16 protein-coding genes are annotated in these 14,446 nt (G+C 46.9%); 7 read left to right on the top strand and 9 right to left on the bottom strand.

Features of this window, described 5'->3' with window-relative positions; all coding sequences use genetic code 11:
- Window positions 1-240 precede the first annotated feature (240 nt).
- A complete protein-coding gene (locus HYT77_05395; protein MBI2067429.1) occupies window positions 241-1,119 on the top strand; it encodes a LysR family transcriptional regulator in 879 nt (292 codons plus the stop codon).
- Here HYT77_05395 and HYT77_05390 read toward each other — a convergent pair.
- Genes HYT77_05390 through HYT77_05370 form a run of 5 tightly spaced genes read right to left on the bottom strand, consistent with a single transcriptional unit; the run spans window position 1,116 to window position 6,694 of the window.
- Window positions 1,116-2,039 (bottom strand): carbohydrate kinase, encoded by a 924-nt coding sequence (locus HYT77_05390; GenBank protein ID MBI2067428.1) that lies wholly within the window; start codon window positions 2,037-2,039, stop codon window positions 1,116-1,118. The two genes, HYT77_05395 and HYT77_05390, sit on opposite strands and share 4 nt — an antisense overlap.
- A gap of 3 nt (window positions 2,040-2,042) precedes the next feature.
- Window positions 2,043-3,038: a LacI family DNA-binding transcriptional regulator gene (locus HYT77_05385; GenBank protein ID MBI2067427.1), complete on the bottom strand. Its 996-nt coding sequence runs from the start codon at window positions 3,036-3,038 to the stop codon at window positions 2,043-2,045.
- Window positions 3,028-4,332, bottom strand: coding sequence for an ABC transporter permease (locus tag HYT77_05380; protein MBI2067426.1), 1,305 nt, complete (start codon window positions 4,330-4,332; stop codon window positions 3,028-3,030). The genes HYT77_05385 and HYT77_05380 overlap by 11 nt, the downstream gene beginning before the upstream one ends.
- A 5-nt stretch (window positions 4,333-4,337) precedes the next feature.
- Window positions 4,338-5,825: a sugar ABC transporter ATP-binding protein gene (locus tag HYT77_05375; protein MBI2067425.1), complete on the bottom strand. Its 1,488-nt coding sequence runs from the start codon at window positions 5,823-5,825 to the stop codon at window positions 4,338-4,340.
- Window positions 5,822-6,694, bottom strand: a complete 873-nt coding sequence (locus tag HYT77_05370) for a substrate-binding domain-containing protein (GenBank protein ID MBI2067424.1) — start codon at window positions 6,692-6,694, stop codon at window positions 5,822-5,824. The genes HYT77_05375 and HYT77_05370 overlap by 4 nt, the downstream gene beginning before the upstream one ends.
- Before the next feature lie 187 nt (window positions 6,695-6,881).
- On the opposite strand from HYT77_05370, the gene HYT77_05365 reads away from it, so the two are divergent.
- Entirely contained in the window at window positions 6,882-8,204 is a 1,323-nt protein-coding gene (locus HYT77_05365) for an FAD-binding oxidoreductase (protein ID MBI2067423.1), read from the top strand.
- A complete protein-coding gene (locus HYT77_05360; protein MBI2067422.1) occupies window positions 8,179-8,688 on the top strand; it encodes a heme-binding domain-containing protein in 510 nt (169 codons plus the stop codon). Before HYT77_05365 ends, HYT77_05360 begins: the two co-directional genes overlap by 26 nt.
- A 4-nt stretch (window positions 8,689-8,692) precedes the next feature.
- On the opposite strand, the gene HYT77_05355 is transcribed toward HYT77_05360, so the two are convergent.
- A complete protein-coding gene (locus tag HYT77_05355) occupies window positions 8,693-9,379 on the bottom strand; it encodes a homoserine O-succinyltransferase (protein MBI2067421.1) in 687 nt (228 codons plus the stop codon).
- 460 nt (window positions 9,380-9,839) lie between these two features.
- Between HYT77_05355 and HYT77_05350 the strand changes: the two genes are divergently transcribed.
- The 3 genes from HYT77_05350 to HYT77_05340 all read left to right on the top strand — a co-directional run bounded on the left by HYT77_05350 (window position 9,840) and on the right by HYT77_05340 (window position 11,421).
- Window positions 9,840-10,145: a hypothetical protein gene (locus HYT77_05350; GenBank protein MBI2067420.1), complete on the top strand. Its 306-nt coding sequence runs from the start codon at window positions 9,840-9,842 to the stop codon at window positions 10,143-10,145.
- A gap of 156 nt (window positions 10,146-10,301) precedes the next feature.
- Window positions 10,302-11,174 carry a thermonuclease family protein gene (locus tag HYT77_05345; protein ID MBI2067419.1) on the top strand — a complete coding sequence of 291 codons (873 nt, stop codon included), beginning with the start codon at window positions 10,302-10,304 and terminating at the stop codon, window positions 11,172-11,174.
- Window positions 11,175-11,238: 64 nt separating this feature from the next.
- Window positions 11,239-11,421 (top strand): hypothetical protein, encoded by a 183-nt coding sequence (locus HYT77_05340; GenBank protein ID MBI2067418.1) that lies wholly within the window; start codon window positions 11,239-11,241, stop codon window positions 11,419-11,421.
- Between the two features lie 17 nt (window positions 11,422-11,438).
- On the opposite strand, the gene HYT77_05335 is transcribed toward HYT77_05340, so the two are convergent.
- Together HYT77_05335 and HYT77_05330 are read right to left on the bottom strand one after the other, a co-directional pair.
- Window positions 11,439-11,918, bottom strand: coding sequence for a peptidase M15 (locus HYT77_05335; protein MBI2067417.1), 480 nt, complete (start codon window positions 11,916-11,918; stop codon window positions 11,439-11,441).
- Window positions 11,919-12,084: 166 nt separating this feature from the next.
- Complete coding sequence (locus tag HYT77_05330) at window positions 12,085-12,768, bottom strand: hypothetical protein (GenBank protein ID MBI2067416.1); 684 nt, start codon at window positions 12,766-12,768, stop codon at window positions 12,085-12,087.
- Between the two features lie 86 nt (window positions 12,769-12,854).
- On the opposite strand from HYT77_05330, the gene HYT77_05325 reads away from it, so the two are divergent.
- On the top strand, window positions 12,855-13,928 hold the full coding sequence (locus tag HYT77_05325; GenBank protein ID MBI2067415.1) for a DUF1016 domain-containing protein: 1,074 nt from the start codon (window positions 12,855-12,857) through the stop codon (window positions 13,926-13,928).
- Between the two features lie 5 nt (window positions 13,929-13,933).
- Here the strand turns inward: HYT77_05325 and HYT77_05320 are convergent, their stop codons facing one another.
- Window positions 13,934-14,284 (bottom strand): helix-turn-helix transcriptional regulator, encoded by a 351-nt coding sequence (locus HYT77_05320; protein MBI2067414.1) that lies wholly within the window; start codon window positions 14,282-14,284, stop codon window positions 13,934-13,936.
- Between the last annotated feature and the right edge of the window lie 162 nt (window positions 14,285-14,446).

Here is a 14,446-nt window from a genome sequence, read left to right as displayed (position 1 = left end):
AATCGTTTTAATTTTGTTAATAAATATCTAAAACGATTTAGAATGTCAAGCTAAAACGATTTAGTCTTTTTCAATTTCTTATCTATAAATAACATACTGATATTATTTATATTTTTTATTGTTAAGCTGGTTTTCAAAAAACCTCCCTGCCAAATTCTTCTTGCCTTGAGAGGTTGACTTAGAAAAGAAAAATATATAAAACAAATTAATAATTTTTATTAATAAATAAATATAATTTATATGATGGACCGACTCAAGTCATTAGTAAAAATAGTAGATCTCGGGGGAGTGAGCCGTGCCGCAAAGAGCCTTCACTTAACACAACCTGCCCTGACACAACACATTCGCTTTCTGGAAAAACGGTTTGGCAAAACACTTCTACGACGCAAGGGGAATAACATGGAGTTGTCACCGGAGGGCGAGCATCTCTATGGGCTAGCCAAAAATCTACTCGTCCAATACGAGAAACTGGAGAAAGCATTCAGTTTCGAGAACATCACCCAAGGAAAATTGAAATTTTCATCTGTGGATTCAACAATGGAATCGATTGTACCAAAGGCATTAAAGAAACTTCTGGCAAAACGAAGAAATATCAAGGTGCATCCCTCTATTTATGCAACCTCCGTAGCAGTGCAACACCTTCTTGCCGAAAAGATAGACTTTGCGATCTGTACCATCGATCATTTGCCGCCTGAGTTGAGTGCGGAAACCCTCTTTAAAGAATCCCTGGTTTTCATTGGCTCGAAAGAGCACGCAGCTATTCAGAGAAAGGCCGAGTTGAAAAAAGAAAAATTCATCCTCTTCCCCCGTAGTTCCTTAACACGTTTTCAAATTGACAATGTTTTTCGTCATTTGGGATTTACACCAAAAATTGTATTTGAAAATATCAAGGTATCCGCCATTGTCTCATTGGTTGAGGCCGGATTGGGCCTTTCGATTGTACCGTATCATTCGGTTCAGGCCGATTTGCAAAATGGTCGTGTCTACCCAATCCCGGTGGCAACGAAAGCCGGGCGAACTGTCGGTATCGCCTACAAAAAAGGAAAGCCTCTGTCTCCCCTTGCGTTAGAGTTTATTCATTGTCTCCGTGAGGAAAGCCAAAAGTTTATCTCAAACTAATCAGTATTTTTCGTTAAGTCCTTCAGTAGCCCCCCCTTCAGAAAATTCCATTCCTTGAAAGAGAGACGAGGCATCCCCCCACGCGAGGCACAGACAAGCGAGGCAACCTGATTGGCAAATCGATTGAGACGACCCAAAGTCATCCCCCCACTCAACATCCCGACTGCCAAGGCGGCGGCAAATGAATCCCCTGTGCCGACCGTGTCAATTATTTTTGAGGGGAAAGGTCGGTGTTCCGAAATCTCTCCTTGTGCATAAAGGACACTTCCTGATCTTCCTTTCGTCAAGGCCAGAAGTTTTAAATTAAATCGCTCCGAAAGTTCTTTTAAAACATCCCGATCTTCGCCCTTCAGTAAAAGAAGATAAGCAACAATTCTCAACTCGGCCTCGCTCACCTTCACGACATTGGCAAGCGCCAGTGATTCCAGGATAACCTCTCTTGAATAGAAAAACCCCCTCAGGTTCAGGTCAAATATTTTGAGGGCTGTTGAATGACATCGTTTCACAAATGACTGGATCGTCTTTCTTGAGACGACACTTCTCTGGGCTAGGGTTCCAAAACAAACGGCATCGGCGCGATGAGCCAGTTCGTCTAATGGATCCGATTCTCGAATATTGTCCCAAGCAACATCATTTTCTATCTCATATTCGGCATCCCGGTCTTGAGAGAGTTTGATTCTCACCAAGCCAGTAGGATACAAAGGATCTTTTTCAAGGTAATCTGTGGTCAAAGAATCCTTTTTAAGCTTCTTTAAAATTTCCCTTCCAGCCGTATCATTACCTATTTTTGAGACAACAACACCTTTGGCACCAAGCCGATCCGCATGGTAGGCAAAATTGGTCGGCGCACCACCGACCTTTTTGCCATCCGGAAAATAATCCCAGAGTATTTCCCCTATTCCCACAATTGTATGCTTCATAAGCTACCTTATAATAAGTTTTGGCTTCACTAAAACAGGCTTAACGTCTTTCACCCCCTGTTGTACTTGTTCAATGATCGAGACGGCAGCCTCGGCCATTGCCTCGGTATCTTGCTGCACAGAGGGAATTTTGACTGACAAAAAATCAAGCAATGGCTCATTATCAAATGTTCCGACCAGAAATTTTGGCGGAATTTTGGCGTCGTTGGTCTCTTTGAAAAAACGCAGAATCCCGGTCATATAATCACAGGAGGCCAAAAACATCGCCTCCGGAAATCCGCGACACTTTTTGTAGACGATTTTCATCAATTCATAGGCATCGTCAGGGGTGGAGCCCTTTTCGAAAACATATTCACTCCTATAAGGGATCTTGTGGTCCTCTAGCGCCTTTTTGTATCCGTTCACGCGGTTCATGAGGGTTGAAACAGTTCTTTCTCCTCCCAGATAATAAACCTCCTTAACCCCTTTTGAGCAAAGGTAACTCACAAGATCATAGGCACCCTGAAAATTGTCACTGGAGATCCAGGATATCTTTTCACTCTCGATAATTCTGTCCACATAAACGACCGGAATTTTTAAAGAGGAAAACTCCTTTGTAATCTTGTCTTGCCTCATCACACTCGCCACAATGAGCCCGTCCACATGCCAAGAGATCAGATCATTGATATTCTTGTATTCCGCTTCTTCGTCATAATGCGAAGAGGTCACATAAAGCCTAAAGCCCTTTTTTCGTAGAACATTTTCGAGCGAATGGGCGAGTTGCGAAAAAAACCAGTTGTTTAAATCAGGAACAATGAGGCCAAAGGCATCGATCCGTTGGAGTCTTAATCCTCGTGCCATATTGTTGGGAACATAATGAAACTTTTGGGCGATCTTTTTTATTTTTTCTGCCGTTTCCTGATTAATGCCATATTGTGCGGCCTTACCGTTCATCACCATACTAACAGTTGTTTTAGAGACGCCGGCCATTTTGGCTATTTCTTCAATATTACTTGCCATAACGAGCCCCCATTCTCAGCTTGTCGACTAACACAGCACCTAAGATGACCAAGCCCAGCACGACCTTTTGCGTGTAACTCTCAACGCCCGTCAGATTCATCCCATTCTGGATAACAGCGATGATAAGAGCTCCAATCAAAGTGCCCAGGATCTTTCCCTGCCCCCCCGAAAGACTTGCTCCTCCAACAACAACAGCTGCGATGACATAAAGCTCATAAGTAGAACCATAGGTAGGGGCTCCGCTCTTTAGTTGGGAGACCTGTATAATACCACCCAGCCCTCCCAACATCGCACAGACCGTATAAACAAAAAGAAGGACCTTATTGACAGGGACACCGGAAAGTCTTGAAGCCTCTCTATTGCCACCGGTTGCATAAATGTAGCGTCCAAGAACGGTATACGACATCATGATATAACCCAAGAGATATAAAACAGCCATCAACCAAACAGTGTTCGGTAAACCCCAGGCAATGCTTTCCCTCCCCAACCAGGTAATCGAGTCCGGCACTTCATAGATCGACTGCCCCCTCGAAAGGATAAAGGCAAGCCCGCTTGCGACCATCATCATTGCAAGTGTCACAATAAAGGGTGGTATAGAAAATCTTGTTATCATGACCCCCGAGAAAAGGCCTATCAGAGCGCAAGCCCCAAGGGCTGCGAACAAACCTAACCAGACCGCCCCGGAGCTAGCCAAGACACCCCCTGCATAACGTATCGAAGAAGTAAATAGAACGGCCGACAATGCAATGAGGCTCCCCACCGAGAGATCGATTCCACCCGTCAGAACCACAAGGGTCATACCAATGGCTATGATCGCAATAACGACGATCCGATCAGCAATGGCAATCAGGTTTCCTTGCTTTAAGAAGCTGGGGAAGTCTCTTGACCGAGGAGAAATGATCTTTGTCCTGTCTTGAATCTCTTCAATAAAAGGGAGTTTTAATGTTTTGACAGTAGCGGCAATAACCCCGTAACGATCCGCAGTCTTTTCGAACAGCTTCAACGCCTCCCTCATTTCAAAAGGAGTCCCTCGGAAAATATTAACTTTTGAAAAATTCGCTTCCTTGAGGAGATGCTCCGTGAACTCTGAAAACTCTGCCTCTTCTTGACCTTCGCTGGCAAGAATCAGGATCTTTGTGTCTATAGGATATGAGGCGATTTGAGCAAAAACTTCCGTGGCCGCCTCGGTTCCGACCGAATGCTGTTCGGTTCGAGTGGTAAAACTGTAGTACACGCCAAGCAATAATAAAACAAAAAGCATCCCATAGTTTGAAAGAAAAAAATTGCCTTTCATACTGTTCAATCCATAGCAAGGTGAAGCACTTCTTCTTGCGTCACTCCTTGCAGATTTTTTATTTCCCCTGTCATTCTTCCTTCGTGCATAACGATAATTCTATCACTTAGATTTAAAAGCTCGGGAAGTTCCGAACTGATCAATATCACCGCTTTCCCTCGATCCGCCAACTGCTGGATCAGTTGATAGATCTCATATTTTGCACCAACATCAATACCGCGTGTCGGTTCATCCAGGATAATCACTTCAAAATGGCGTTCCAGCCATTTTGCCAAAACAATTTTTTGCTGATTCCCTCCGGAAAGATTGAGCACGGGATCGTCTGGGCTTGAAACCTTAATCTTGAGCCGGTCCCAATGTTTCTTAAATGACCTTTTTTCTCCTCTTTTTGACAGAAGGCCATGCTTGGCCAAGGCGCCTAAATTGGGAAGTGCAAAATTTTCACGCGTTGACAAGGAAAGGACAAGCCCTTCTTCTTTTCTATTTTCCGGCACAAGACAGATGCCGTTTTTTAGCGACCCCTTCGGAGTTTTAATATTCAAGGCCTTGCCATTAAGCTCTACCGATCCGGAGTCAGCCCGATCAGCCCCAAACAGGATTCTGGCAATATCGGTTCTCCCGGCCCCAACAAGCCCGGCCAATCCCAGGATCTCTCCTGAAAAAACATCAAAAGAAACATTTTTGAGGCGTCCTTTTTTGCTTAAATTTCTCACGGATAATTTCAAGGCCCCCTTTTGAGAAACCCGCTTGGGAAATTCATCTTTTATCTCCCGACCAACCATCCATTCGATCAACTCTCGACGATTAATCTCTGAAACCATGGCACTCTTAACGTGATTTCCATCACGCAACACCATGATACGATCGGCTATCGTATAGATCTCATCGAGGCGATGACTGACATAAATGATGCCGACCCCGTTTCTCTTGAGTTCCAGAATAATTTTGAAGAGTCTCTTCGTTTCTCTTTCAGTCAGCATTGCTGTTGGTTCATCCATGATGATAATTTTAGCCTTCCGAGAAAGTGATTTTGCAATTTCAACAATCTGTTGTTCCGAAACAGAAAGATCCTTGCATAATGTTTGGGGATCCCTATGAGAACCAAGCTCTCGAAGAAGAGCGGCGGCCTCCGCTCCTTCCTTTTTCTTAGACAGAAAACCTAAGCTACTTTTTTCACGACCAAGATGAATATTTTCTGATGCCGATAAATGGGGAATAATATTTAACTCTTGGTAAATCACCGCAACGCCACTCTGAGCAGAATCGACAGGTGTTCTGAAAATGACTTTTTCTCCCTCTAATTCGATCGTCCCGTTGTCTGGAAGATAATGGCCCGCAATAATTTTAATTAATGTGCTCTTTCCTGCCCCGTTTTCCCCTACAAGGGCCAAGACTTCTCCAGCATAGAGATCAAGATCAACTTTCCCCAGTGCCTGGACGCCAGGAAAGCTTTTGCTAATTCCCCGAAGCCGTAACAAGGGCTGCTTGTTCATTTTAATTCTTTTTCGGCATCCGCCTTTAAATAAAGTTTTGTCGGAATCAACAGTTGTGGAGGAACTTTCTCGCCATAGAAATATTTGACTATATTTTGAACGCTCTGGCGACCGATCTCGTCGGGAAATTGAATGGGATCGGCAAATATCTTGCCTTCTTTAATTGCCTTTTTTCCTTCTGGTTGACCATCAAAGCCAACCACAATAATCTGGCCTGTCTTTTTGGCAATCTCAATGGCCGCAGTGGCCCCTAAAGCAGTTGGGTCGTTAATACAAAAGAATCCTGCCAGGTCAGGATGGGACTGAAGAATCTCCTGGGTCACTGTAAAACTTTTCGCCTTGTCTCCGCCACCGGGCCAACTTCCGATAATTCTGATATTTGATTTGGCATCACGAATTTCATCTCGAAATCCTTTCTCACGAAGGATCACGGATTCAACTTCGGGATGCCCAATTACAACGACCTTAGGATCCACCTTTCCCTGCAAGGCGATCATCATGGCCTTGGCGGCCTGACGACCTCCTTCATAATTGTTTGTGGCAATGTGAGAGACAACTTTGGCCTCTTTGTCCATGCTGGCAATGTCAGCAGTGAAAACAGGAATGCCGGCCTGATTGGCATCTTTGATCGGTGAACCAATCGCCTTCGAATCGCAGGGAGTCAAAAGAATCGCATCCACCTTTCTGGCAATAAAATCTTTGATCTGTTCTCTTTGTCTGGCCGGATCCAGATCACCACTCACAATAATGACTTCGTAACCATTCTTCTTCGCTTCGCCCTTGATGGCATCACCCATTTCCTTGAAAAAAGGGTTTGCCAGTGTCAGGAGCGAGACACCAATCGTTTTTCCTCTCCCTGCCTCTGCCATCGAGATAAAAAACAGATTGAAGATAAACAAGGCAAGGCAACAAAGAATTAATTGTCGGTTTTTCATAACTCACCTCCCAACACTGTATAAACGTATCTGAATCGATTTAGATATGTCAACCTGTTTTAAAAACCGTTCTCTCTTCGCCTTGCGTAGTTTCAATTCATTTGGCAAAAAAGACCCTCTTATGAATCACCAGGAAAAGGTGCAAAGGATTGTTGAGCAGCTGAAGAATCATGCCCCAACAAAAGGTCCCCTCTCTCTTCAAAAAGATGCCGTCTCTCATGTCGTTCCGAACCCTCACGATCCCAAACATCGCGACCAAAAGGTTAATCTCCGGGGGTTGAATGAAATTCTCCGGATCGACCTGCAGGAAAAAATCTGCGAGGCAGAACCCGGCGTCACCTTTTTTGATCTCGTCCAAAAAACCATTCCCTTGAATTTAGTCCCCCTCCTTGTTCCGGAGCTTAAAACAATCACGATCGGCGGCGCCGTTTCCGGCTGTTCCGTGGAGTCAATGTCATACAAGTATGGTGGTTTTCACGACAGCTGTCTGGAGTATGAGATTATTACAGGAACCGGCGAGGTGTTGACCTGTTCCTCGGACCAAAACGCCGATCTCTTTCATATGATCCATGGCTCTTATGGGACCCTGGGCATCATCTCCAAATTAAAATTCAAACTGATTGCAGCAAAACCGTTTGTGAAAATCGAATACCTTCGTTACCGGACTTTTGACCAGTTTGCGACGACCCTGCGTCAACAAATACAGTTGGGTCAGGCCGATTTTCTGGATGGGATCATTCACGCACCGGATAACTATACTCTTTGCCTGGGAGAGTTCGTCAATCAGGCTCCATACACAAGCGACTACACCTGGCTCCATATCTACTACAAAAGTACTCGTGAAAAATCCCATGACTACCTGACCACCACGAACTATCTCTTTCGGTACGACACAGAATGTCACTGGTTGTCCCGCTCGATTCCGGGGATGGAAACCAAACTGCTTCGTCTCCTTTTGGGGAAACAGATCCTCTCCTCCACCAATCTTCTCGGTTGGTCCAAACGGCTCGCCCCACTCCTCCGGTTCGACAAGCGTCCCGATGTGGTAGTGGATGTTTTTATCCCCTGGAATCGGTTCGAAAAATTCTATCGTCGTTACCAGGCCGAGATAAACTATTACCCGTTGTGGATCGTCCCATACCGTCGTGTCCAGAAGTATCCATGGATCAACGAAGAATACGACAAACGGATCGGAGATCCTCTCTTTATTGACCTGGCGGTCTATGGCCTCAAGAACCGCCGTCGTGACCTCAATTACTACCAGATCCTTGAAGAGATGGTTTATGACTGTAACGGAATCAAGACGCTCATCTCCCACAACTCCTATTCAAAAGAGCGGTTTTGGGAGATTTACAATCGGCCAAATTACGAAAAGATCAAGCAACGAACCGATCCCCAAAATCGCTTCCGGGAGCTTTATGAAAAATTTCACTTCGAACAATAGGATGTGGGCCCTCCTCTTCATCTTGCTCTCCTTCCCGATAAGCACCGATGCCCATGAAAAACATCACGCCAAGCCTCTCCCGATGGAAAACAAAGGCGAAGCAATATCACCTCACGAAGGGAATCAAGTTTGGACCACGATCAACAATCGTTATCAAAAAGAGATTCGGCCAATTTTCCAGAGGGCCTGTTTCAATTGCCATAGCTCCGAAACAGAGTACCCCTGGTACTATCATGTGCCGGGGATAAAGCAGTTCATCGATCATGATATACGTGAAGCCAAAGAGCACATCGACATGTCAGACAATTTCCCATTCAAGGGACATGGCAATCCTGAGGAAGATCTTGAAGGCATCAAACAAACGATCTTGAAGAACACGATGCCCCCCTCTTACTACATGATCCTGCACTGGGAATCAAAACTCACCGAGGAAGAGAAACAGAAGATCATCCGGTGGATCGAGGAGAGTACAAAATTGCGATAGACGCCTAGATGGCTACCAAGCGGTCCAAAATGGTAAGCATAACTTTATTGATGCCGGTATAGTCTTGCTCTAAGAGCTCTGCCTTACTTTGTGTAAAACGGCTCGGTTTGAGGTCGCCTGGACAGGCCTCCACCATTGTTTTGATACCTTCTTGAGTGATTTCCAAATGACACTGAAAACCATAAACCCTATTCCGATATCGAACAACCTGCCGTGGACATCCTTTGCTCGAAGCCAAGAGAATCGAGTCTTTAGTTAGGCCCGGCATGTCATTATGCCAGTGAATGACGGGTAATTTGGAAGGAAGACCTACGAATAGGGGATCATTTGCCGCCTCTGCTGTAAGTTCAACGGGAAAAATGCCCACTTCTTTTTCCGGGCTTCGCTCTGTGTTAGTACCCAACGCCTCACCAATCAACTGTGCACCAAGACAGAAACCAAGGATGGTTTTATTTTGCTCCAACGCTTGCTGGATCAGTCCAATCTCGTTTTTAAGGTAGGGGTACTTCTTAATCTCTAAGGGACTTTGAGGACCACCCATCACAATGAGGAAGTCATATCCCTGAATATTCGGACAATCTTCACCCGTATACGGTCTTATAACTGAAAAAGAATGGTCACGCTTTCTTGCCCAATCGGCAATAACACCTGATGTTTCAAAATTGGCATGTATGATGCAGAGGATTTTCATAGTCAATCTCCCAAAGCGCGTGGTCGAATAACGTAAAAACGAAATTTGGCGCCAGTATTCCCCGTTCACGTTCTTTGTTCTTCGGGGAAAATTTGGCTGGCGCCAAATTTTCTGGGTCCCCTTTGGACCGAAGTTCGAACCTTTTTTCAGTCAAATGCGCTGAAAAGTCTATAGCGAAAATTTAAATCTTGCGCGGGAAGTTGGAAAATAATTTTCCCGAATGGGATGGGAAAAACCCGATGTGGGACACGATCACCGGCAACCAATTGGATGACCCGGTGCTCGATGGCGCAAACCGCCCGCCGTCGCCTTCGGCTCCGTCATGCGGTTTGCAACGCCGTGGTTGCCATTGGACGTCGCAAAAGCCGCGCCGGCAAAAAACCGCCGTCACGCCTTTTGCTGTGCCGAGTGTCGCCGATGGTCGACGCAAAAGCCACGCCTTCCTCCTCCGTCGTCAGTCATGGCTTTTGCAGTCTCCGCTGTTTCCCTTGGCCTTCCCTGTCCGCCTCTGGCGGACCCAGCGACTCGCCCCAAGGGGAAAAACCAAAGTGACGCCGGGGCCACGGATCGGGTTCTCCCCCCGCACCCTCCGAACCCGATCCGTGGTAGCAAATCAAAAGCCGCTACGCCCAGTCTTGTTCTCGTCCCATCTTTCGTGAAGTGCGTTGCTTGGGTGGCACGTCGCGCCCTCCGTTTCACTCCGGTCGCGTTGGCTGGCCGGTACTACTTAAAGGAACCGGCCGCACCTGACTTTGGAATTGATTAAGGAGAGGTGCCTTCGCCATCCCGCCCCGCCGGCGTCGTTCGCCCCCGGCTCCCACCCCGGCCGTTTGGGAGGGGCGAAAAGCGAAGACTAACTGCGCTTACGCGCAGTTAGCGAAAACAGATTGACCAAGTAAAATCAAATGGTTAAATTCAATCAATGGCTACCGAACTCGCAGAAACCGAGTCTTACGGAAAGCTCCTCGATGACCTGAAAAAATTAATCGAGAGCGGTCAACAGGCCGCCCTCAACGCCGTAAATGAAATCCGCGTTTCCACTTACTGGAAAATGGGAAAGAGAATGTCCGAGATGAAGGAACTTGCCGATCCCGATCAAGCGACCGGACTCACCGCCAAACTTTCCGAAGACCTCAATCTGGACCAGACCCTCCTCTACCGGATCATTCAGTTTTACCGAAATTGGCCCGATGAGGTACCCAAGCCGGAAGAGGCAGGGCAACTCAGTTGGGCCCACTACACGGAACTCCTTTCCGTGAAAGATGAGAAGGAAAGAGACTTTTATTTCCAGCAAGCAGCAACAGAAGAATGGAGCCGGGATACCTTGCGCAAGGCGATCCAGAAAGATTTTTATACGCTTGAAAAATCCCCAAAGAAATTGAAGTCAGGCTCGGCAACCTTGGAACGAGGCGACGATCCCCTCCACATCTACAAGGCGGTGGTCGAAAGGGTCGTGGATGGTGATACGCTCCTCGTTCGGATCGACTTGGGCTTTGAGGTTTGGGTCAACCAGCGGATTCGTTTTCGGGGAATCAACACCGCCGAGATCGTCAAGAACGGAATCAAGACCGGCAAGGACCCCGACCGTGCAGACCAGGCCAAGAGCTTCGTGGAGGGGAGGCTCAAAGATATTGAGTTCATTGTGATCAAAACCTACAAGACCGATATGTACGGCCGCTATGTCGCCGATGTCTTTTACCATCCGACGATCAAGAGGAAGGAGGATGTTTACGAGAAGGGATTCTTTCTCAATGCCGAACTGCTCGCTGAAGGACTAGCCGATCTTTTGACCTAATTTTTCTCCGGTTCCATTGACATTCATTAACTCGTGCTTATTTTACCTCACAAGGAGGTGTTGAATGAAAGTCCGCGATTTCTTTGTACAGCATGCAGATGGTAGTTACGAACCCAAGCAGCAGCTCACACTCCAAGGCCCAAATGGTAAAGTCACCTTGGGGCCTGGAGTCCGGCTCAGGGCTGGTGTTCGCTTTATGGGCATCGATATTCTCGAAATTTTGGATCAGGATATTCAAGTCAATTAACGGGATATCCTTCCGAATCAGAGATTCTTGACCCCGTGGCTTTCGAGCGTGGCGTAAACTGTTTGCCCTGCTCGTTTGGAAGCTACTAACCTCTGTCGCCGTGGTTTTGGACTCCAAGAGAGATGAATCCACCGCCCAAACTCAAAGATCGCCTGATCGAACGGGACTTTTGAATCGACCAGCTTCAGATAAGCCGCTTTCAATTCGGTTTTGATCGGCAAAATATCGGCCGCTTGTCCCAGCCGGTGCTGTGACGTGGGAACCCCTCCCGTAATCCGGTTCAGGGCCTCGGACCGGAAACCGGAAGAGATATGAAGCGGTCCCACCAAATTACGAAACGGTTCCAGAATATCTCGGCAGAGTTTTTTCAGATTTTTTAGCTCGGCACTGTTCGGTTCGTTCTTGATGTTCCGTTGAATCGCCGTCTGAGAAGCGGTCAGTTCATCGAGCGTGAAATGGCCCGAGAGCTTAGTTATTTTGATCTTCTTTGGAGCCATCTTTTACCTCCCTTGGCGGTTTTTTTGTGCTGGGCCATAGCTGGGCTATAAAATACAAAGCAAAATCAATATATTACAATCTTGGGTCATAGACGGGTTATAGCTGGGTCATTCAGGTCTCATTGTTTTGAGCTGTTTAACCCAGCTTTGACCCATTTTCGGCCTGTTATGACCCTTTTGACCCGGCCATGACGTAATAGCTCCACTTGAGCTTTCCCACTTGGGTAATCGACCCCTTCTTTTCCATCTGTTCCAAAAGCCGCCCCAAACTGCTTCTAGACATCCCCGTCACTGGCAACAACTCCTCCCGCTTCGCCCGGCCACTCTTTCGGATCAGATCCAGGACAACCTCTTCTGGATTTTTTGTCGGCTCCGTCGGTTTTTCAGTCTCTTTAGGAGTTTCTGTTTTTGGAATCGCTCCCTCTTCTCCTTTCAGGATCGAAAAAACCGATTTGACCGTTCCCTTCTTGACCTGAAAAATTTTCTTCGACAGCTTGGATCCAAAAAAAATTCCCAACACCTGTAATGTTACCTTGGTCAGATCATTTGGCAGAGCGTACTCCGGCTTGAGACTTCGAATGATGAAGACAACCAGATAAAAGACGAGCCAGAGATAAACAAACAACGTCCCTTTCCGCAACGGCAACTCTTTCCCGATCCACCGGCGGATCTCCCGATCTGCGGAGTAGGCAAGAACCAAGGTGATGTAAACGGCCATCAATCCGGACGGGATTTCAAAGACTTCCTTGGCCGCAAAGTCGTAGCCCATGAGCGCCAGATACGCGAGGGTGTAGAGGGTTAGCAGAGGAAACAGGACGGACATTTCATTGAAGGGTTTTATAAGTTTCATCTTCTGGCTCAGGGTAGCAGATAATCATTAATCGGATCGAGATTCAAGAACTAGACATTGTTCAGATGTTTTCGTAGGTTGGGGACATGTCTGACAAAAAGAGATCACGTGCGGTTGTGGTCACTTCTAGGCTGTCAACTCTGTTTGTAGAAGTACGGCAGATAATCTTGCGGGCTCGCGAAGGGGTTGCAAGGGCCGTGGATTCTGGGATGACCACTCTTTACTGGCACGTGGGCCGCCGCGTGCAGCAGGATATTCTCAGGGAAAAGCGGGCAGAGTATGGGGAGAAAATTATCGCCACTCTGGGGCGACAATTAGAGAGGGAATTCGGGCGGGGCTTTGGTGAAAAGAACATTCGTCGCATGGTGCAATTTGCCGAAGTCTTCCCCGATGAACGAATTGTCGCCGCACTGCAGCGACAATTAGGGTGGTCTCATTTTAAATCCTTGATTCCAATTCGGGAACCGCTCAAACGCGATTTTTACGCGGAGATGTGCCGCATCGAGAATTGGAACACCCGCACCCTGGCAAAGAAAATAGGCGGGATGCTTTTTGAGCGGACAGCACTCTCGAAAAAACCGGCGAAGCTTGCGGCGCTGGAACTCAAAAAGTTACGTGATGAAGACAAGCTGACACCCGATCTCATCTTCCGTGATCCTTACTTCCTCGATTTTCTTGGGCTCAAAGACACCTATGCCGAAAAGGATTTGGAGGCTGCCATCCTGCGCGAAATGGAATCGTTTATCTTGGAACTCGGTGTCGGTTTTTGCTTTGTTGCGCGTCAGAAGCGAATGCAGATTGACGATAAGGACTATTATCTCGATTTGCTCTTCTACCACCGTAAACTGCACCGGTTGGTGGCTATTGAACTCAAAATCGGTAATTTCGAGGCGGCTGATAAAGGGCAGATGGAACTCTACCTCAACTGGCTAAAGCGTTACGAGTGCGATTCCAAGGATCAAGAACCATTAGGCATCATTTTGTGTGCAGGCAAAAGTCAGCAGCACGTCGAGTTGCTTGAACTAGCCAAGAGCGGCATCCATGTCGCCAGTTACTGGACGAAGGTATTACCCAAGAAGGAACTTGAAAAGAAACTCCACGATACGGTCCGCTTGGCGCGTGCACGGTTGCAACAGACGAGTCCCCCGTCCACAAACTAAAATTTTTAATCGTTCTTGGCGCAAAGGATCTTTCGGATGATATCGTAGGCGATTTTGATTTCCTTGGTTTTTCGCCCTTTCAGCAAAGAACGGAACTTCAAAAGCCACTTATCCAAGGCCTCCATCGGTTTTCCTTCCCTTTTGAAATCGGCGTCGAAAAGATCCTTGATCTCCACCTTCAGCACCCTGGCAATGCGGACCAAGAGTTCGTAGGAGGGCGATGTCATCCCTCTTTCGATTTTGGAGATGTAGGATGGGCTCTCCACCCCTATGGCCTCGGCCAATTCCTGCTGGGTCAGTCCCGATTGCTCGCGTAATGCCCTGGTCCTCTCTCCCAATGCGATTCGCACAGACATAGATAACCCCTCGATATGACGGAAGAAATCTATGTCCTATTGGGAAGGTTATTGTAATAGACTTACATGCTTATCCGAAAAGTGTACCAAGAGTCCTCGGAGAGGCAAAAACACAGGCGGTAAGAGCTCGATGGAACCATGAGTCTGGATCATGTCGGCGGT

This window comes from Deltaproteobacteria bacterium (genome assembly GCA_016180855.1).
In the GTDB taxonomy this organism is placed as follows: Bacteria; UBA10199; UBA10199; order JACPAL01; family JACPAL01; genus JACPAL01.
The sequence above is the reverse complement of the archived record's forward strand: the minus strand, read 5'-3'. Positions and strand labels throughout refer to the sequence as shown.